At 31.1% G+C, this 20,344-nt stretch carries 25 protein-coding genes; 13 read left to right on the top strand and 12 right to left on the bottom strand.

Annotation, left to right across the window (positions count from 1 at the left end):
* From AC5YF9_RS04880 to AC5YF9_RS04860, 5 genes are all read left to right on the top strand, one after another.
* Positions 1-708, top strand: a complete 708-nt coding sequence (locus AC5YF9_RS04880) for a cytochrome c biogenesis CcdA family protein (RefSeq protein ID WP_415303582.1) — start codon at positions 1-3, stop codon at positions 706-708.
* A gap of 23 nt (positions 709-731) precedes the next feature.
* A complete protein-coding gene (locus tag AC5YF9_RS04875) occupies positions 732-1,313 on the top strand; it encodes an FMN-dependent NADH-azoreductase (protein WP_415303581.1) in 582 nt (193 codons plus the stop codon).
* Entirely contained in the window at positions 1,313-2,119 is an 807-nt protein-coding gene (locus tag AC5YF9_RS04870; RefSeq protein WP_415303580.1) for an inositol monophosphatase family protein, read from the top strand. Before AC5YF9_RS04875 ends, AC5YF9_RS04870 begins: the two co-directional genes overlap by 1 nt.
* A complete protein-coding gene (locus tag AC5YF9_RS04865) occupies positions 2,120-2,680 on the top strand; it encodes a DUF924 family protein (protein ID WP_415303579.1) in 561 nt (186 codons plus the stop codon). It abuts the gene before it with no gap.
* 219 nt (positions 2,681-2,899) lie between these two features.
* Positions 2,900-3,244: a DUF952 domain-containing protein gene (locus tag AC5YF9_RS04860; protein WP_415303578.1), complete on the top strand. Its 345-nt coding sequence runs from the start codon at positions 2,900-2,902 to the stop codon at positions 3,242-3,244.
* A gap of 347 nt (positions 3,245-3,591) precedes the next feature.
* Here AC5YF9_RS04860 and AC5YF9_RS04855 read toward each other — a convergent pair whose 3' ends face one another.
* From AC5YF9_RS04855 to AC5YF9_RS04835, 5 genes are all read right to left on the bottom strand, one after another.
* The gene (locus tag AC5YF9_RS04855; RefSeq protein WP_415303577.1) at positions 3,592-3,819 is read right to left on the bottom strand and encodes a DUF2798 domain-containing protein; all 228 of its coding nucleotides are present in this window, start codon (positions 3,817-3,819) and stop codon (positions 3,592-3,594) included.
* Between the two features lie 2 nt (positions 3,820-3,821).
* Positions 3,822-4,154 carry a DMT family transporter gene (locus AC5YF9_RS04850; RefSeq protein WP_415303576.1) on the bottom strand — a complete coding sequence of 111 codons (333 nt, stop codon included), beginning with the start codon at positions 4,152-4,154 and terminating at the stop codon, positions 3,822-3,824.
* Positions 4,155-4,184: 30 nt separating this feature from the next.
* Positions 4,185-4,502, bottom strand: coding sequence for an antibiotic biosynthesis monooxygenase family protein (locus AC5YF9_RS04845; RefSeq protein WP_415303575.1), 318 nt, complete (start codon positions 4,500-4,502; stop codon positions 4,185-4,187).
* A 159-nt stretch (positions 4,503-4,661) separates the two neighbouring features.
* Complete coding sequence (locus AC5YF9_RS04840; RefSeq protein ID WP_415284129.1) at positions 4,662-4,871, bottom strand: hypothetical protein; 210 nt, start codon at positions 4,869-4,871, stop codon at positions 4,662-4,664.
* 194 nt (positions 4,872-5,065) lie between these two features.
* Entirely contained in the window at positions 5,066-5,272 is a 207-nt protein-coding gene (locus tag AC5YF9_RS04835) for a hypothetical protein (RefSeq protein WP_168606465.1), read from the bottom strand.
* Positions 5,273-5,414: 142 nt separating this feature from the next.
* Here AC5YF9_RS04835 and AC5YF9_RS04830 point away from each other — a divergent pair, with 142 nt between their 5' ends.
* On the top strand, positions 5,415-5,828 hold the full coding sequence (locus AC5YF9_RS04830; RefSeq protein ID WP_415303574.1) for a hypothetical protein: 414 nt from the start codon (positions 5,415-5,417) through the stop codon (positions 5,826-5,828).
* Here AC5YF9_RS04830 and AC5YF9_RS04825 read toward each other — a convergent pair.
* Entirely contained in the window at positions 5,825-6,826 is a 1,002-nt protein-coding gene (locus tag AC5YF9_RS04825; RefSeq protein ID WP_415303573.1) for a cysteine synthase A, read from the bottom strand. The two genes, AC5YF9_RS04830 and AC5YF9_RS04825, sit on opposite strands and share 4 nt — an antisense overlap.
* On the bottom strand, positions 6,826-7,404 hold the full coding sequence (gene epsC, locus AC5YF9_RS04820; RefSeq protein ID WP_415303572.1) for a serine O-acetyltransferase EpsC: 579 nt from the start codon (positions 7,402-7,404) through the stop codon (positions 6,826-6,828). The genes AC5YF9_RS04825 and epsC overlap by 1 nt, the downstream gene beginning before the upstream one ends.
* Positions 7,405-7,481: 77 nt before the next feature.
* Between epsC and AC5YF9_RS04815 the strand changes: the two genes are divergently transcribed.
* The 6 genes from AC5YF9_RS04815 (at position 7,482) to AC5YF9_RS04790 (ending at position 13,680) form a co-directional block, all read left to right on the top strand.
* Entirely contained in the window at positions 7,482-7,892 is a 411-nt protein-coding gene (locus AC5YF9_RS04815; protein WP_415284124.1) for a VOC family protein, read from the top strand.
* Entirely contained in the window at positions 7,892-9,373 is a 1,482-nt protein-coding gene (locus AC5YF9_RS04810) for an aldehyde dehydrogenase (RefSeq protein ID WP_415303571.1), read from the top strand. Before AC5YF9_RS04815 ends, AC5YF9_RS04810 begins: the two co-directional genes overlap by 1 nt.
* Positions 9,374-9,472: 99 nt before the next feature.
* Positions 9,473-10,435 (top strand): ABC transporter substrate-binding protein, encoded by a 963-nt coding sequence (locus AC5YF9_RS04805; RefSeq protein ID WP_415303570.1) that lies wholly within the window; start codon positions 9,473-9,475, stop codon positions 10,433-10,435.
* Positions 10,436-10,517: 82 nt separating this feature from the next.
* A complete protein-coding gene (locus tag AC5YF9_RS04800) occupies positions 10,518-11,570 on the top strand; it encodes a quaternary amine ABC transporter ATP-binding protein (RefSeq protein ID WP_415303569.1) in 1,053 nt (350 codons plus the stop codon).
* Positions 11,560-13,065: an ABC transporter permease gene (locus AC5YF9_RS04795; protein WP_415303568.1), complete on the top strand. Its 1,506-nt coding sequence runs from the start codon at positions 11,560-11,562 to the stop codon at positions 13,063-13,065. The genes AC5YF9_RS04800 and AC5YF9_RS04795 overlap by 11 nt, the downstream gene beginning before the upstream one ends.
* Before the next feature lie 9 nt (positions 13,066-13,074).
* Complete coding sequence (locus AC5YF9_RS04790) at positions 13,075-13,680, top strand: LysE/ArgO family amino acid transporter (protein ID WP_415303567.1); 606 nt, start codon at positions 13,075-13,077, stop codon at positions 13,678-13,680.
* Between the two features lie 2 nt (positions 13,681-13,682).
* Here the strand turns inward: AC5YF9_RS04790 and hisD are convergent, their stop codons facing one another.
* Entirely contained in the window at positions 13,683-14,969 is a 1,287-nt protein-coding gene (gene hisD / locus AC5YF9_RS04785) for a histidinol dehydrogenase (protein ID WP_415303566.1), read from the bottom strand.
* Between the two features lie 62 nt (positions 14,970-15,031).
* Entirely contained in the window at positions 15,032-15,943 is a 912-nt protein-coding gene (locus AC5YF9_RS04780; RefSeq protein ID WP_415303565.1) for a bifunctional enoyl-CoA hydratase/phosphate acetyltransferase, read from the bottom strand.
* A gap of 49 nt (positions 15,944-15,992) precedes the next feature.
* On the opposite strand from AC5YF9_RS04780, the gene AC5YF9_RS04775 reads away from it, so the two are divergent.
* Positions 15,993-17,135 (top strand): epoxide hydrolase family protein, encoded by a 1,143-nt coding sequence (locus AC5YF9_RS04775; RefSeq protein WP_415303564.1) that lies wholly within the window; start codon positions 15,993-15,995, stop codon positions 17,133-17,135.
* Here the strand turns inward: AC5YF9_RS04775 and AC5YF9_RS04770 are convergent, their stop codons facing one another.
* From AC5YF9_RS04770 to AC5YF9_RS04760, 3 genes are read right to left on the bottom strand one after another with little or no spacing between them, the layout of a single operon-like run.
* The gene (locus AC5YF9_RS04770) at positions 17,136-17,381 is read right to left on the bottom strand and encodes a hypothetical protein (RefSeq protein WP_415303563.1); all 246 of its coding nucleotides are present in this window, start codon (positions 17,379-17,381) and stop codon (positions 17,136-17,138) included.
* A 23-nt stretch (positions 17,382-17,404) separates the two neighbouring features.
* Complete coding sequence (locus AC5YF9_RS04765; RefSeq protein ID WP_415303562.1) at positions 17,405-18,412, bottom strand: Ldh family oxidoreductase; 1,008 nt, start codon at positions 18,410-18,412, stop codon at positions 17,405-17,407.
* Positions 18,413-18,430: 18 nt separating this feature from the next.
* A complete protein-coding gene (locus AC5YF9_RS04760; RefSeq protein ID WP_415303561.1) occupies positions 18,431-20,344 on the bottom strand; it encodes an ABC transporter permease in 1,914 nt (637 codons plus the stop codon).

Raw genomic sequence — 20,344 nt, 5'->3', positions numbered from 1 at the left:
ATGTTAGAATTATTTATTGCATTTGGAGCAGGATTAATTAGTTTTTTATCTCCATGTGTTTTACCACTAATACCTGGTTATGTTTCTTTTATTACTGGCAACACCTTAAATGAAATTTTAGAAAAAAAGAAAATTGATTTATTACCATTGATTTTTTTTTCATTAGGTTTTTCTTTTGTATTTATTATCTTTGGTGCAACTGCTTCCTTCTTAGGACAAATTCTTTTACAAAATTCTCAAATATTAAGAACCATTGCAGGAATTATAATAATCATATTTTCACTTCAGTTAATTGGCGTTTTAAATATTAAATTTCTTAATGTAGAAAAAAAATTTTATACAAAAAAATCAAATAATATTTTCTTTGTATTTATTGTGGGAATGGCATTTGGCTTTGGATGGACACCATGCATTGGTCCTATTTTAGGGTCAATTCTTGCTTTAGCTTCTACAGAGGAAACTATTTACAAAGCAATTTTACTTTTAAGTTTTTACTCACTTGGATTAGCGATACCTTTTATTCTATCAGGTTATTTGATGCAAAAGTTTTTACTATTTTCAAAAAATTTCAAAAGAAATATTAATTTAGTTACAAAAGGAGGGGGTATAATTCTTTTAATCACAGGAATTTTAATTTTAACAAATCAATTACAAGTTCTGGGTTATTATATTCTAAATTATTTACCTTTTTTGCAAAATTTCGGTTAGAAACTATTAAAAGTAATTAATTCATGAAAATATATCAAATTGATACAAGTGCTAGAAAAGAAGGTTCTACTTCAAGAGCTTTAGCAAAAAAATTATTAGATAAAATAAAAAAACCAGAAGATCAGGTTGTTTATCGAGATCTTAATGATGAAATGATCTTTATCTCTAACTTAACAGAGTCTGGAATGAAAATTCCTGAAGGTGAGCAAACAGAACAACATAAGAAGATGTTTGAAATGTCAGACAAACTAGTTATGGAATTAAAAGAAAGTGACACAATTATTATATCTGTACCAATTTATAATTTTGGTCCACCGGCAACATTAAAAGCCTGGGCGGATTTAGCTGCAAGAGTTAAAGAGACATTTAAATACAATGAAGATGGAAGCAGGGTAGGTTTGCTTGAAGACAAACAAGTTTATCTCATAATCACATCTGGCGGCACAAAGATTAATAGTAAAGATGACTTTTTAACACCTTGGCTAACTCATGTTTTAAATTTTTTTGGTATAAAAAAAATAGATATTATTGCTGCTGATCAATTGGCCATAGATTATGAAAAATCAATTAAAGAAGCAGAAAATCAAATTGAGAATATAATTTAATGAGCTTATTAAGTGTGAAAGAGTACAAGCTATATTCTAATTTTTTAAACACCTTGGCAAAAGAATTAAATAAATTTTATTACTCAAAACTTAATAAAACTTTTAAGATATCAAACAAGCTCAAAGGCAAAGGGTATGATCCTGTTACAACATCTGACAAAGCATTTGAAAAATTTATTAGATTAAAAATTAAAAAAAAATTTCCAAGTCATCAAGTTATAGGTGAAGAATTTGGTCACAAAAAATCAACTAGTGATTACACATGGGTCATAGACCCAATTGATGGAACAAGATCATTTGTAATAGGCAATCCAACGTGGAGTAATTTAATATCTTTAAATTTTAAAGGTAACCCTGTTGTAGGATTAGCAAACTTTCCAATACTAAATAAATACTATTTAAATTTTGATAATAAAAACTCTTTTGTTTTTGAAAAGGGTAAAAAAAGAAAAATCTCTGTTTCAAAAAATATACCATTTAGTCAGGTAAAAGTATCAGGAGCATTTCATGGAGCGATCTCTCTTAAACAGCAAATGTCAATTCCTAAAGTTTTAAGACTAATGCAATTTCCAACTGCGGATGCGTTAAGTTATTCCCATTTATGTGAGGGAAAAATTGATGTTGTCTTTCAAACAACTAATAAAATTTGGGATATCCACCCACTGATGCCAATTATAAAAGCTGCAGGAGGTATTGTAACAACTTGGGATAATAGAGATGCAGTTAATGCTGGAAGTATTTTAGTTTCAGCTAATCAATCTATTCATAATAAAATGCTTAAACTTTTAAAGCCAGTTTCAAAATAAATGCATACAAGAGCTAAAAAAATATTAGATTTTTGGTTTAAAGAAACTCCACCAAAAAAAAGATTTCAAAAACATAAAGATTTTGATGCACTAATAAGAAAAAATTTTCTAAAAGATTATGAGTTAGCAGCTTCAAATGAGTATGATGATTGGCAAGATAGCCCCCTTGGTTCTTTAGCTCTAGTTATTTTATTTGATCAATTTTCAAGAAATATGTTTAGAGATGACCCAAAAGCCTTTAGCCAAGATCATAAAGCAAGGTTGATAGTTAACGATTCTGTTTATGCTGGATTTTTAGATAAAATGGATCAAGATCAAAGATTGTTTATGATACTACCACTCATTCATAGTGAGGAGGTCACAGACCATGATATGTCCTACTATTTATTAGATAAATTTTTAAAAGATCATTCAGATTTAATTTCTATTAAAAAATCTTGGAAAGATCACACATTAGTAATTAAGAGATTTCACAGATATCCTCATCGAAACACAGTGCTAGGAAGAACATCTACCTTTGAAGAGAAAGAGTTTCTAGCCCAACCAAATTCATCTTGGTAAAATGCTCACTAAGTGAATAGATAAAATAAGATATTTAATATTAGCATTGCTGTAGTGACAATTTGTCATTTTAATATTGAAATTTGCTGTCTATAAGGAGCGCATAGAATTTAAAAATTAACATTATCTTCTCTCTCTATTAGATAGTTAATATTAGCTTCCCTCGAAAGAGGGAAGTTTCTTATTGTCATCATCTCTACTGAATAATATAAATTTTAAATGAATTTCAAATTTGTTTATAAAATATGCACCAAATCTGAATGGCATAAAATTAAGATTAAAGGTCAATTAACTGGTTCTAAAAAAGATTTAGAAGATGGTTACATTCATTTTTCTGGTGATGATCAAATTGCTGGAACTCTTAAAAAATTTTACCAAAATCAAAAAGATTTAATTTTATTAAAGATAGACACTTTAAAACTAGATCATTTAGTTTGGGAACAAGCTTCAGATGGAACTATGTTTCCACATTTATACTCACCATTAGAAATTTCTAACGTTGTTGATGAATTTGATATTACTTTAGATGATGATGGTACTCACGTTTTGCCATCTATTTTTTAACTTTTTTTTAAGGGGTTCACCCTTTCGGAAAGCCCAAAAGAGTTCCCCTGTAAGTTAGCGGTATACGCCAAAATCCATAATAATGGACTTTATATTTTTTCGATCTTAATTAGTCTTTGATTATTTAATCACACCAGTTATGTGTCAGGTGGTGATAAATTCATAATCGACCTCCTTTATATATATTTACACAATAACATTTTCAAACATTGCATTCAAAACATTTATTTTAATTTATGTTAAATATATTTATTGAATTAAATTTTGATAAATAATAAAGTTTCGATAATTTAAGAAACTCTTCTTACAATATTTTTTTCCGTAAAATTTTTACAATTCTTTTATAACTAATCTTTAGATGCAATTTTATTAACTAGAGGTCTTATAATTGGAGTCAAAGTAATAGCTGCAAATAATGCTACAGGAAAAGCAAATAACCAAGAGTTAAAATATCTTTCAATAAAACCATTACTAATGCCAGTGTTCACCGCAGTAACTACGCCACTCATTATAACACTCATTCCAAATGACATAAAAATCATAAATAAAGTTTGAGAATATTTTTTTGAAATCATAATTAATTATTTCCTAACAAGTTAACCATTAATACACCTATTATAATTAGACCTAAACCAATCATTGAATAAAGATTTGGCATTTGATTAAATCTAATTACACCAACAATTACAGTTGAAATAATTGTTAATCCAGCAAACGATGCATAAGTTATTCCCATCGGGATATTTTTCATTACCATGGATAATGCATACATGCATGAAACGATTGTAATTGCAGTGATAGTACTTGGAATTAGAAGAGTAAACCCTTCAGCATTTTTTGCAAAACTATTTGATGTTACACCTAAAAAAACAGCTAAAATCAGAAATAAATATGAAGTTGTCATGTTCATTTAATTATCCTAAATGAAATCTTTTTAAAATTATATAACTACTTTAAAACCTTCAAAATCAGGGAATCCTACATATCCATTAAAATTGGGGGGTCCAAGATATAAATTTCCCTGTAGTATAGGATTTTTATGAGCTAATTGAAATGAATCAGATTTTGTCCAGTTAATAAAGTCACTCTCAGTATTCCATTCACTATGAAAAATATAAAGAGATAATTCATTATTTACCTTACCTTTGAATAAGTTGAATTTCTTAAAGCCTTTCACACCATGAGTCTCTTGCTCACGATTTTTCCAAGCTGTTTCAAATTCATTTTCTTTGTCAGACATAACCTGAAGTCTACTCATTGCTAAATACATAAAACTCTATTTATTTATTATTTAAAGTTGGGACACTTAAGAAAATCCCAACTCTATTAATTAAGGTAATTTACTTTACAATCCATGTAGTCAAAATATACACGAAGCTTTACCATGACAAATAGTGCTTTTATTAATTTTTTTTAATTACCACCAACCCATTACTCTGCCATTACCAGCGATAATTAAGAGACAAGTTAGAACATGAAGCAGAACCCAGAATGTTCTAAAAGCTAATGCTTTCTTAACATCTGTTTGTTTAATAGGTAAAAACTCAGGCTTATCTTCATCATTAATACCAATTGGCATTCCAACTGTTCTAGCCCATATTTTTAACCAACGCCTTTGACCAGTCATATTTTTTAACTTTTGTATTATTTATTAATTTTGTAACTACGTTTATTGTAAATGATTTAAAAAAGTAGTGCAATTTTAGAAAAACTATTTGATGTACCCCCTAAAATAACAGCTAATATTAAGGACACGTACGAAGTAGTGAGATTCATTTAGCTACTTTAAATGAAATCCCACTAAATATATAAAATTATTTGTTAACTTTTAAAAAGCTCCATAGCTTTACCTAATAATTCTTCTGATTTTGCATGATCACCAGCATCATGAGCGGCCATACCTTGATCTCTTAGCATTTGTGCTTCTGCAATTTTATCATCTATACTTTTTGCCATCATTGGGCAAGAACCTGCATAAACTGAACTTGTGAAAAGTACTAAGAATAATGTTATTACTATTTTTTTCATATTTTCCTTTGTTTGATTAATTAACCAAACAATAGGAAAATAATAAGTTTTTGATATAACCAACATTGTCACTTTGCATGTGCAAAATGACCCAACTAGTTATTTAAGTATTTTTAAAGACTAATATTGTTATTATTTATTTATGATTGAAAAATTTAATGGAGTTTTTTATTTAATATTATTTGTAATACACTTTTTAGGTATAGGTATTTATGCGTATCAAATGATTATTGGAAACCAAAAATTTAGAGAAAAATTTCAAATAGACAAGACAGCTGCAACTGTTATGCGTATGACAGGTGCAATATTTCTAGGTTCTTTCTTGATGGCATTATATATTATGTTTGTAAGACCAAATGGTGTCGAAGCAACGTGGGCATTTTTCAATTTAGTTTTTGTTCAAAATTTTTGTATCTTTATAGTTAATACTTACTCAATTAAGATCGATAAGACGGGTGTTATGAACGATTCAAATGAAGCTATAATTGCTCCTTTAGTTTTCACAATTATTAGTGCAGTTCTTTGCTATGGATTAGCCGATAAGATTTATATTTAAAGCCAATTAGGGAAGGGTAAACCTTTTTCTTCTAGAAATTTCTTATTAAACATTTTAGTAGCGTACTTTTCACTTTTATCACAAAGTATAGTAACGATAGTTTTTCCAGGACCAAGCTCTTTACCCATTCTAATCGCACCAGCAATATTAATTCCACAGCTAGTACCAAGGCTTAAACCTTCATTTTCAATTAAATCATAAAGTATAGGAAGTGCTTCATGGTCATCTATAGAGTAGGCATCATCAATTTTAGCATTTTCAAAATTTTTTGTAATTCTACTTGATCCAATTCCTTCAGTAATTGATCCACCTTCAGATTTTAATTCACCATTTTTTATATAATTATAAAGAGCTGAGCCTTTAGGGTCTGATAAAAATATCTTTATATCTTTATTTTTCTCTTTAAGAGCATTGCTTACTCCAGAAATTGTTCCACCTGTTCCAGACGAACATACAAAACCATCAACTTTACCTTCAGTTTGTTCCCAGATTTCTTTACCCGTTGTTTCATAATGACCCTTAGCATTTGCAACATTGTCAAATTGATTGGCCCAAACAACTCCATTGTTATTTGATGGTCTTAGTTCATCAGCAAGTTTTGCAGCAACTTTTACAAAGTTTGCATCATCTTTATAAGGTTTAGCTGGAACTAATCTTAAATCAGCACCAATATTTCTAAGAAGATCTTTTTTTTCTTGGGTTTGATTATCATTCATTACAATAATTGTTTTATAACCAAGTGAATTACCAAGTAGACATAAGCCTATACCAGTGTTACCAGCTGTGCCTTCAACTATTGTTCCACCTTTAGAAATTAATTTTTTACTCTCAGCATCTTTAATTAAAGCTAGTGCCGCTCTATCTTTAACAGATCCACCTGGGTTCAAAAATTCGGCTTTACCATAAATATTACATCCAGTAATTTCTGATGCAGCTCTAAGTTTGATTAAAGGAGTATTACCTATTCCTGAAATAAAATTGTCTTGAATAATTTTCATTAGCTTGAAGTGTCTTTATCTACCTCTTCTACAGCATAAGGTTTAAATTCTTCAGTTGCTGTTCCAACGTTTTTAGCTGGTATTCCAACCATTACTGCATTTTCTGGTACATCTTTAGTAACAACCGCGTTAGCTCCAACTTTAGCGTTTGCACCAATTATTACAGGTCCCAAGATTTGAGCACCAGAACCAACAACAACACAATCACTTAATGTTGGGTGTCTCTTAACTTGTCTTTGATCATTTGAATTAATACTTGGAGATATTCCACCTAATGTTGCCATATGATAAATGGTTACATTATTTCCAATTTCAGAGGTCTCTCCAATTACAACACCCATACCATGATCAATAAATAAATTTCTTCCAATCTTAGCACCAGGGTGAATTTCAATTCCAGTTAAAAATCTTGATAGTTGTGAAATTATTCTTGCTACTAAATGAAACTTAGCAAGATGAAAAAAATTAGCAATTCTATGAAAAAAAACTGCTTTAACACCAGGATAAGTTAAAATTAAACTTAACTTAGATTTTGCCGCAGGATCTCTATCTATTATAGATTGTAAAAAGTCATTCATGAATTTAGCTTTTATTGATTAAAATATTATATTGGACTATATAGTCATTGTATAACGAATTTAAAGAGGAGAAACTTATGTACAAAAACACAAATTGCTTCCATTTAGCAGTACCATGTGGAGATCTTGAAGTAGCAAAAAAATTTTACAGCGAGACGTTAGGCTGTAGATTGGATAATTCAGCACAAGAGTGGGCAGATGTAGACTTTTGGGGAAATGAATTAACTCTTCATGCAAGTGAACATAAAATGGATAGTGAAAGACACGATGTTGATATGGGTAATGTTTCTGTTCCACATTTCGGTGTTCATTTATCTAGAAAAGATTTTAATGCTCTTAAGCAAAGATTAAAAGACAATGGTGCCAAATATTACGATGAACCTTATTTAAGATTTAAAGGTACCAAATATGAGCAAGAGACATTTTTTGTTAAAGACCCTAATGAAAATATTTTAGAGATTAAAACATTAACTGCTAATGCAGATTAATGGCTTCTGATTATAAATCTATAGCAAGCAAGATTAAGTTTGAAGGTAGAGCTTTTATTGATGGTAAGTACGTTGATGCTATTGATGGTGAAAAGTTTGAAAATATAAACCCTGCAACGGGTGAAACTCTTTGCTCTGTTGCAAAATGTAATCATAAAGACGTAGACCTTGCTGTAAAAGCTTCAAGAAAAGCTTTCAATAGTGGCGTTTGGTCTAGAACATCTCCAGAATTTAGAAAAGATGTTTTACTAAAATTTGCAGAATTATTAAGACAAACAGGTGATGAAAATTCTGTTCTTGAATGTATCGATACAGGAAAATTAATTGGAGATTGTATTAATGAAGTTGCAAATGATGCTCCAATGCATTTTCAGTGGTATGGAGAATTAATAGATAAAGTATTTGGTAAAGTTGGACCAACAGAACCATCGTTAACTAGTTTAATTGTTAAAGAGCCAATTGGTGTTGTTGCTGGAGTTGTTCCATGGAATTTCCCTTTGATGATGGCAGTTTGGAAAATGGCACCAGCATTAGCTGCTGGCTGTTCAGTTATAATTAAGCCAGCAGAAGATACTCCACTAACTGCAATTAGAGTTGCTCAAATTGCTAAAGAAGCAGGTATCCCTGATGGAGTTTTAAATATAGTACCTGGCTTTGGCGATGTAGGTGAAGCACTTGGTAGACACAATGATGTTGATGCGGTTTCATTTACAGGCTCAACGGAAGTTGGGGGACTGTTCATGAAATATTCGGGTGAAAGTAATTTAAAAACAATTGGCTTAGAGATGGGTGGTAAAAGTCCATTTATCGTTTTAGAAGATGCAAAGATTACAGATGATTTAATTGATAATGCTATTAACTCTGCTTTTTGGAATGGTGGGCAGAATTGCTCTGCAAACATGAGGCAAATAATTCACAGCAAAGTTAAAGATGAATTTTTAGACAAAGTTTCAAAAAAAGTAAAAGCTCTTAAAGCTGGAGATCCATTAGATCCAGAAAGTAATATGGGGTCAATGATTTCTAAAAAACATTTAGCAACAGTTGATGGATATATTCAAAAAGGAATTGATGAAGGAGCTAAGTTATTATTTGGTGGTGTATCAAGTGGTGACCAAAAAGGATTTTTTGCAAAACCAACTCTATTTGATGATTTAAAAGAAAATATGACAATTGCTCAAGAAGAAATTTTTGGACCAGTTTTAGGAGTTCTTACAATTAATAGTGATGAAGAAGCTTTGAAAATTGCAAGTAATTCTAAGTATGGATTGCACGCAAGTGTTTTTACTCAAGATATCGATAGAGCTTTTCATATGGCTAAAAGCCTTCCATGTGGAACTGTTTCAGTTAATACTTTTTCTGAAGGTGATATTAAAACACCTTTTGGTGGATATAGACAATCTGGTTCATTAAGTAGAGATCAAGGTACAGAAGCGTTAGATCAATACCTTCAAACTAAGACTATTTGGATTAGTCACTCTTAAAATTCAATTATACTAATCATAATAAATAACTAATTTTCTTTGACTTGTTCAAAAGTTTTAAGTTATGCTTCGTTTTTTAAATTAATAGAGAGGGATATAATGAAAATAATAAAAACTACACTTGTAGCTGGTTTAATTTCTTTATTTGCTACTTTTTCAACATTCGCTGAAAAAGTTAAAATAGGAGATCCAGGTTGGACAGGTGCAACAGCAATTGCAAACTTATTAGCAGCAGTTGTTATAGACAAAATGGGTGGAGAAGCAGAATTGGTCCCAGGAAACAATACTGCGATCTACGGTGCAATTGATAGAAGTAAAGGTGAAATTGAAGTTCACCCTGATATCTGGTTACCGAACCAACAAGCTTATACTAATGATCTAGTTCCTAAAGGAACTTTAAAATTAAGTAGCAACCCATATGATGGAGACCAAGGTTATTGTGTTTCTCAACAGTTTGCGAAAAAATTTAATATTACTGCAATCGAAGACTTAGCTAGACCAGAAGTTGTTAAAGCAATGGACAGTGATGGCAATGGTAAAGGTGAATTTTGGATTGGAGCAGATGGTTGGGCTTCAGCAAATGCAAACCAAGTTAAATTAAGAGACTACGGTTTATATGATGCTGGTATTGAAGCGATAAGAGCAGCAGAAGCAGTTAAAAATGCAAGAGTACTTGACTCAATTAAAAAAGGTGAAGGTTATGCATTCTATTGTTATAAACCACACGCAATTTGGGGAATGGCAGATGTAGTTATGTTGGAAGAGCCAAAACATGATCCAGCTAAATACAAAATGGTACAACCTAAAGAAGATGCTGACTGGTACAAAAAATCTTATGTTGCCTCAAAAGATGCACTTAAAAAAATTCAAATTGGTTGGGGTACTTCTTTAGAAAGTAAATCTCCAGCTATTGTTGAGTTTTTTAAGAACTTTCAATTAACAGGAGATGATGTTTCTGCTATGGCATATGCAATTTCAGTTGAGAAAAAACAACCAGCTGATGTTGCTAGAACATGGATGAAAAATAATAAATCTAAAGTTGATAGTTGGTTAGGACTTTAAGATAAATTAAATTTTTACCCGGCGACTTTATTCGTTGCCGGGTACATTTCTTTAAAAGCTATTAAATTTTCGAACGGATCTGATGGACTCAGCTATTGAAATAAAAAATGTTTGGAAGATATTTGGTAATAATTCCAAAGAAGCGTTAAATGCTATTCAAAATGAACATATTTCAAAACAAGAAGCTTTAGAAAAATATAATTCAGTAATTGGTGTATCAGATGTCTCTTTTAACGTAAAAACAGGGGAGATTTTTTGTGTAATGGGTCTTTCTGGTAGCGGTAAATCTACTTTAGTTAGGCATATCAATAGATTATTAGAACCAACTTCAGGTCAAATTTTAATCGATAATGAAGATGTAATGAAGTTTGATTCAAAAAGTTTGCAAGATCTAAGAAATAAAAAGATAGGGATGGTTTTCCAAAACTTTGCTCTAATGCCCCATAGATCAGTATTAGACAATATAGCAATGCCACTTGAAATAAGAGGTATAAGTAAAAATGATAGATTGGATGCTGCTAACAAGATTTTAGATATTGTAGAGCTTCAAGGCTGGGGAAATAAATTTGCCCACGAACTTTCAGGTGGAATGCAACAAAGAGTTGGATTAGCAAGAGCTTTAGCAGCAGATCCTGATGTTTTATTAATGGATGAACCATTTAGTGCACTAGATCCATTGATTAGAAGACAGCTTCAAGCAGAATTTATCAAACTTTCAAAACAAATGAAAAAGACCACAGTGTTTATAACCCACGACTTAGATGAAGCAGTAAGAGTAGGCCACAGAATTGCAATCATGAGAGATGGAAAGGTTATCCAAATAGGGACACCAGAAGAAATAGTCATGAAACCAGCAGATAGTTATGTAGCAGACTTTGTTAAGGGAATTTCTAGATTAAAAATTGTTCAAGCTAAATCTATCATGCAGCCTGTTGAGAAATTTGAAAAGGAATTTGGATCAATAGCTAAAAACTTAGAAAGCGTTCATGAAAATGATTTATTAAACAAATTAATAGAAAAATCTTCAATTAAAGATGAACCAATATTAGTAATCAATAATGAAAAAAAAAATATTGGTGTGATAACACAGGCAGATTTACTTAAAGCAGTTGTAGAGGGCAGTGATGGAGAATAAAGCAATTATAAATCCATCTAGAGATGAATTAATTACTGACTTTGTAAAAAGTAATCCAGATTATTATATTAAAGAGTTTAAAAAAATTGGTAGTAAACCTACTTACTCATTTTCATTTAATTTATTTGCATTTATACTTGGACCAATTTGGTTTGGAATGCGTAATGTTTGGAATTGGACTTTAGCCTTTTTAATTATTGAAACTTTTTCGGTAGTACAAATCATCAGAGGTTTATTTGGTAATATTACGGCAGACGCTATTGCTAAAGTTGAGCAAGTTCAAGGTACAATAGCTTTTAGAAATAAACAATTAGAAGCAGCGATAGAAAATAATCCAGATAAAATCGATGTGTTTAAAAGAAACATAAAATCTTTAGAAGATGCGATGCAAGGTTATCTAGATGAAATTACAAGAGTAGAAGCTTCTGCAATTTGGATTGTTATGTTTGGTTTTATTTTATTGATAGCAGTTAAGATTGCTCAAGGTGTTTTAGCGAATTCAATTTTAGAAAAGAAATATTCTGAATGGTTATCTGATAAATCTATTCATCCAGGTATGCAGATGAAAAATTACATATACAGCAGTATTTTTACCTCTGTTATAATGATCTTTACTGTTATCCATTATAGTTTTCCAGGCTTACTTCAGCTAATGGATACGTTTCCAACTCATCCAGAAATAAGATTATTTTCAATTAAATGGATAGAGATTATTTTTGACTATGCAGTTGTTAAAGGAGATGTGATTTTTACTGCTATAACAATTGGAATTAGATCTGTATTAGATTTCTTGGAATTATTGTTTGTTAAAACTCCTTGGATTGTAATTATAACTGCAATTGTTACCCTTACAGGACTATCAGCAGGACCAAGAGCTGCAATTTATTCTGCAGGATTTTTGGGTTATATGGGTTTTTTAGGTTTCTGGGTAAAAGCAATGACGACACTCGCTTTGTTAGGAACAGCTGCAATTTTAAGTATAGCAATAGGTATTCCTCTTGGAATTTTCTGTGCAAGGCGACAAAGATTTTATTCATTAATTAGACCGATAATGGATTTCATGCAAACAATGCCAGCCTTTGTATTTATGATTCCAGTAATAGCATTTTTTGGAACTGGAAAGGTTGCGGCAGTAATCATTACAATGATTTTTGGTGGAACTCCTGTCGTAAGGCTTACTGTTTTAGGATTACGTGGAGTACCAGAAACCATTCGAGAAGCAGCTATCGCTTACGGTGCAACTAAATGGTATTTATTAAGAAAAGTAGATCTACCGCTAGCTACACCTTCAATTTTAGCAGGTGTTAATCAAACAGTAATGTTAAGTTTAGCAATGGTGGTTGTAGCATCTCTAATTGGTGCAAAAGGTTTAGGACAAGATGTTCTTGAGGCATTACAATATGCCAATGTTGGACAGGGTATACTTGCGGGTATAGCTATTTTATTTGTTGCATTAATACTTGATAGGGTTGTTCAGGGTAAAAAAAGAGTTTAATAAAACTTAATGGATTATTTAATATTAGGTTTTTTAACTGGATTAAGTTTAATTCTAGCAATAGGTGCCCAGAATATTTTTGTAATAGAGCAGGGGTTAAAAAAACAATATATATTTCTTGTTTGTTTAATTTGTTCTATTTCAGATCTTTTATTAATTTTTTTAGGAATTTTTTTATTTCAATATTTAAATAATTATTTCACACCAAAAGTTGAGTTAATTTTTAATATTTTACTCTTAATATTTTTACTACATTTTATCTGGGGAAAGATTAAAACTAAAATTTCAGAGACTTCATTTAATATAGACATCAAAACTAATAATTTACCAAGTATTTTAGTTAAAACTTTAGGTTTTACTTTTCTAAACCCTCACGTTTATTCAGATACTGTATTTTTCCTTGGAAACTTTTCTAAAAACCTTAGTCAAATGGATAAGTATTATTTTGGAGCAGGGGCAGCTATTTCTTCATTCCTATTTTTTTTTATACTAGGATATCTTTCAAAATATTTTTCTAAATATCTTAAGAGTGCAAAAGTATGGAAAAGAATAAATTATTTGATTATTCTTTTCATGTCTATTTTGGCTTTAACAGTGTTAATGGAAATTATCTAAGTTTAATTAGAATAACCGTACTTTTTAAGCCTAACGTCACCTGTTCTTGCGTGTGCTTCCATTCCTTCGTATCTAGAAATTCTTGCAGCTGCAGCACCAACTAACTCGGTAGACTCTTTTGTCATTCTTTGGAAGCTTAAAGTTTTAACAAATTTACCAACAAATAATCCACCTGTGTATCTTCCTGCACCTTTGGTTGGAAGAATATGATTAGTTCCTGAGCACTTATCTCCATAAGCAACAGTTGTTTCTTCACCAATAAATAAAGAACCATAATTTGTAAGTCTTTTGTGAAACCAATCTAAATTTTCTGTCTGAATTTCTAAGTGTTCTGGAGCATACTCATCGCTAATAGTTGCCATTTCTTCATCGGTATCACAAAGAATAACTTCACCATAATCTCTCCAAGCAGCATCTGCGTTTGTTCTTGGTACCTCAGGCAACTCAGCTATTAATTCTGGAACTCTTTTCATTACTTTTTCAGCAAGTTCTTTACTCGTTGTGTATAACCAACAAGGTGAGTTATAGCCATGTTCAGCTTGACCAACCAAATCTACTGCTACTATTTCAGGATCAGCTTTAGCATCGGCAATAATTCCAATTTCTGTAGGACCTGCAAATAAATCAATACCCACTTTTCCAAATAAAATTCTTTTAGCCTCTGCTACAAATTGATTTCCGGGACCAACAATAATATCAGCTGCAGGGTTATTGAATAAACCATTAGTCATTGCAGCGATTGCTGGAACACCACCTAAATTTAAAATTACATCAGCACCACACAAGTCAGCTGTGTAAATAATTGTGGGATGAGCACCCACACCTTCTTTTGGAGGGCTACAGGCAATAACATTCTTTACACCTGCAACTTTTGCTGTAGTTACACTCATAACAGCTGATGCAATATGTGCATAACGACCTCCTGGTACATAACATCCAGCAGTATTAACTGGTATTAGCTTTTGACCAGCAAACAATCCATCTGAAAGTTCAACCTCAAAGTCCTGACCATAGTTTTTTAACTGTGCTTCAGCAAACTTTCTAACTCTTTCATATGAAAACTGAACATCATCTTTTGTTTTTTGGTCTAATGTTTTTTTAATCTCTTCAATTCTTTCTTTAGAAACAATAATATCACCATCATACTTGTCAAATTTCTTTGTAAGATCGATACAACCTTGTTCTTTAGTAGTTTCAATATTTTTTAATAAATCTTGAACAATTCCAGTTGTTTTGGTGTCGTCTGTTGATGATGTTTTAGGTGATTTTTTTAAATATGTTATAGTCATTGTTTCCCTCTCTAATTTTGAAGCTTTATTTAAAACATTAATGTGATTATTTCAATGAAGAATTAGTCTAAAGCAACAACAGCAGCAGCAATAGAGGCCAATCTAGCTTGCGCTTCATCAGATCTGCTAGTAATTACTATTGGGACTTTACCTCCTACTACAACACCAGCTGCACAAGCACCCATAAAGTAAATCATCATTTTAACTAAACTATTTCCAGTTTCAACACTTGGAACTAACAATACATCTGCATCACCAGCTACAATATTCTTAACACCTTTTATAGCAGCAGATTTTTTTGAAATACTATTATCAAATGCCAAGGGACCAAAAACATCTGCATTTAAATTATCTTCTTTGGCAAGTTTTGTAATTTCATTTGCTTCAATAGAGCTTGGCACACTATCCAAAATTTCTTCTGTCGCTGATAGAACTGCAACTTTTGGTCTTTCAATCCCTATACGATTTGAAAAATCAATTACATTTCTTAAGATATGCATTTTTGTTTTTACATTAGGTAAAACGTTTAAAGCACCATCAGTAATTATAAGTGGCTTGTCGTCTTTAGTATTTGTCATATGCCATATATGGCTAAGTCTAGTTTTTCCAAGTAAATTGTAATCTCTTTTTAAAACTTCTTTCATTAAAACATCAGTATGGATATGACCTTTAACAATAATCTTTACTTTATCTTGGCTTGCAAGCTTGGCAGCTATTGCTGCTGTATTGTTTTCTATAGGTTCATGAATTATCTCATACGAAGAGATGTCCCATTTTAAATCTTCAGCACATTTAAGAATTTCTTTTTTATCCCCTATAAAAATAGGTGTAATTAAGTTTTCATTAACAGCATCCTGAACTGAAAGCATTGGTAAGGGTAAACCCGCATTAACGATAGCAGCATTAACACCTTTTTTCTTATGTGCATGGTCTAGAAGGTTATTAGGACAAACAATTTCTTTATTTGAAAGCATGAGGTATATTTAGTATGAATTTTTAAAAAGTATATACTGTAAATTGATAATGATTAAGCCTTTTAAGCTAAATATTCCTGATAAAGCACTCCAAGAAATTTATACTAAGGTGAAAAATTACCCATGGCATGAAATGCCAGATGATGGTGGCTGGAAATATGGAAGTAATCTTGATTATATGAAGGAGATATCAAGTTACTGGATTAAAGATTTTGACTGGAGAAAACATGAGACAGAAATAAATACATTTTCAAATTTTACAACTATTGTAGATGACATTGAAATACATTTTATTCATGAGAAAGGTAGCGGATCTAACCCAACACCTTTGCTTCTTATGCATGGATGGCCTGGATCAGTTGTAGAGTTTTTGCATATAATTGAAAAACTTGCACACCCGGAAAAATTTGGTGGAAATATTGAAGATGCATTTGATGTTATTGTTCCTTCTTTACCTGGCTTTGGATTTTCAGGTAGACCATCTAAACCAATTGGTCCAAGAAAAATGGCAGCTATCTTAAATAAATTAATGATAGAGAACCTTAAATATAAAAATTATTTAGCACAAGGTGGAGATTGGGGAGCGACTATTGCTAACTGGATTGGTTACGATCACTCAAAATTTTGTAAAGCAATTCATATTAATTGTTTAACAATGCGTCATGCTGATGGTCCACAATCAAAGCAAGAAGAAGAATGGCAAAAAAGGTTTGATAAAGATCAAATAATGCAAGATGGCTATAGAACGCAACAAGCAACAAAGCCACAAACGTTGAGTTACGGTATGATGGATAGCCCTGTTGGTATTGCAGCTTGGATTATTGAAAAAATGTATTTTTGGTCTGATTTAAAAGATGGTGATATTGAAAGTGCTTATTCAAAGGATACTTTATTGGCAAATATTATGGTCTATATAGTTACAAAAACTTTTAATACAGCTTCTTGGATTTACTACGGGAGAAGAGAAGAGGGTGGACGTTTTTTTCCTAAAGATTTTAAAAAAATAGAAATACCAACAGCTGCTGCAATTTTTCCAGCTGAAATGTCTGAATGGCCTCCAAAATCTTATGTTGATAGAATATTTAATATTACGCAATGGACCGAGATGCCAAGTGGTGGACATTTCGCAGCAATGGAAGAACCAGAGTTGCTAGTTAAAGATATTATAAAATTTGCTAAAACTATTCGTTAATTAAATATTTGATCTTGGATCTTTTAAAGATTTAATTTTTTTAACCATACCTGTTAATTTTGCAGTAATAAAAACTACATATACAAAACCAAATCCTAAAGCCATAGTTGATAGAACAGTGTATATAGCTGTTAAATTTTCTAGCTTAAACCAACTTTCAACACCTGGATTAGAGTAATATAGGAAATTCCAAAAAATAAAAAAAACTATTTCATATATTATAATAATTTTAAATACAGGACGCATATTAGAAGCTTACTATAATAACTTTATTTCATTAAACTATTTAAATCTTCTAGTATATTTTTGGTAATTTTAATCTCTTTTTTAAGATTATTCTTATATTTATTGAATTTATTTTGCCCTGGATAAAGAATTTCTTTAACACCTTTTATCTTAGGTAGCTTTTTAATTGTTCTGATATTGTCTTTTATTCTTTTATTAAAGGAATTACCTACAAACAAGTTAGGTTTTAAAACAAAAAATAAATGACCAATATTTTGTGGACCACTAAAATCAGTGAACGGATCTTTAACTCTACCGGCATGATTACCACCCGTTAAAACACCACTTAAAATATCAACCATCCAGGCTAATCCTGAACCTCTAAAGCTAGCTATAGGTAACTGAACACCTTCTAATGCTTTTTTAGGGTTTGTAGTTGGTTTGCCAAATTTATCTAAAGCAACACCTTCAGGGATTTTTGTTCCTTCTCTTGCGGCAACTCTAATTTTTCCTCTATTAATCATTGATATTGAGGTATCTAAAATGAAAGGAACCTTAGAACCAGTTGGGGTTCCAAAACAAATTGGATTTGTACCAAATAAACTTTTTAATGCTCCATGAGGTGCAACAGCAGGAGGGGCGTTTGTAAACACCATGACCATTAGACCTTTTTTAACAGCTTGCTCTGCGTAATAACCAGACAAACCATAGTGACCACTATTTTTAACCGCAACTAAACCAATCCCAGTCTTTTTGGCATTACTTATTGCTGTTTTAATAGCGATATCTGCTGCAACAAAACCAATACTGTTGTTACCATCAACGTGAGCAATTGATTGAGAAATCTTTTTAACTTTTATTTTGGCTTTTGGATTAATTACTTTTTTAGATATTCGATCACAGTACATTTTTAATCTAGATAACCCATGAGAAGGGGCACCAACTAATTCAGCATTTATTAAAGCTTCAGCACATATAGATGCATGCTCTTTACTTAACTTGTGATGGATAAAGATATTTTTGATAATAATTTTTAATTTGGAAGAATTCATAATTTAATAAAAGATTATTTAACCTTTACCATGCCAAGGAATTGTTTTGGTAATTATCTTTCTTAAAGCAATATCAAATAAAAGACCAAGCATGCCCATTACAAAAATAGTTATCCAAATAACTTCATATTGAAAATATTTTTTAGCAACATTTTCAACAAATCCAATACCTGTCGTTCCAGCTAAAAATTCAGCCGCAACCAAAGTCCCCCAACACATTCCAACTGCAACCCTAACACCTGTTAAGATTTCAGGTAATGAGTTTGGAAAAATTACGTATCTTAATATTTGCCACTTTGATGCACCAAGAGAGTGAGAAGCGTGAATTTTAGATAATTGAGTTCCAGAAGCACCAGCTCTAGCTGAGATGATCATGATTGAAAAAGAAACCATAAATAATAAGAATACTTTTCCAACATTATCAATTCCAAACACAGTAATAACTAATGGAGCCCAAGCAAGTGGAGGAACTGGTCTATACAATTCAATTAATGGATCAAAGAACCCTTTAGCAAATCTATTTAGACCCATCAATAAGCCAAGTGGTACACCAAATATTATTCCAAGCACTAGGCCTAAGAATACTCTTAAGAAAGAATCCCATATGTGACCCATAGGTACTGGTATTTTGAATAACTTGAATTCACCAGTAACAATATTTAAAACTTTACTTTTAAAATTTGGTTTTACAGTTCCGTCATCACTATGAACTGGGTATTTACCAGGGATAATATCTGCTATCCAATCTGGTAAAATAAAACCAACAACTTTACTAACATCCATCATTTCATACCAAATCAGCGGAATATTTTTAAATCCAACACTTGGTTTTAATAAAAGTGTAAATTTTTTTAAAGTATCTGATGGTTTAGGTAGCCACCTGCCAGAACCTTGCTCTGAACAATTAGGACCACTTGAAATTATTGTTCCAGTCGGAAATAGAAATATATCAATTAATCTTAGACTTCCTTGTTCTTTTTTTTGAATAACATCAAATTCTAAAATTGCTTGTTGCATAGCATCAAGAGTTTTTGGAGGAAATATGCTTGCGTACTCAATTCTTCTTGCAATTTTAAGTACATCTTTTGCTAATATTGATGCCACCTCCTGTGTGTCATCTAGCTCTGATCTATATCTTTTTATTCCATCTTTGATTTCTTTCATCAAAGTTTTGTATTGTGAATTATGATTTCTTAATTTGAAAAAATCATCACTAATTAAAGTTAATTCTTTTGCTGCAGTATCAAACTTTAATCCTTTTTTAGTTTCAGGAATAGTTGGAATTTCTATTGTATTTTCTACAGCGGTTCCAGAAGATCCCCATCCACCTTGTATTTTTAAAGCTTCAATTCTCGCATTTTCTTCTTCCATACTTTTTATTGGTGGATAACTTATCTTTTGAAAATCATCTGTTAACCAAGCTATTCTATTAGCTAGTTCACTGATCTTAATTTTTGTTTCATTTTCAAGAAGGTTCTCATTAGTTAACAATGGAATTGTTCTTTTAGTTTTTTGAATAAAACCTAAAAGTCTATCTTTATCTTGATTTCTTATTACTGATGAATTTCTAATTTCATTAGTTAATTTTTCAATATTACCATTTTCAGCCTTAATAATTGAAGTACTTTTAAATTCCCTTTCATTTATTGGAAACAAATACTTTAATGAAAGCATCGAATCGTTAACTTTTGCAACTTGGCAAAGTTCATTAGCAGACTGAGGATAAAAAGACTTTGCTAAATCCCATGAATAATAAAGCCATGCTATTAATAAAAAACTACTTCCAACAATAATCCAGTGAGCTCCACCTTTGGCTCTTTCAGGGTTCCCAAAAACAGCATCTATTTTTTCAGTCTTGGCTAATTTTATTCCATAAAGAATAGAACCTATAACGGCAAATATAATTAAAAATGTTATAATACCTGTAATCAT

Source organism: Candidatus Pelagibacter sp. uisw_098 (assembly GCF_059512505.1).
Note: the sequence above shows the minus strand (reverse complement) of the source record. Positions and strands in the feature narration are given on the sequence as shown.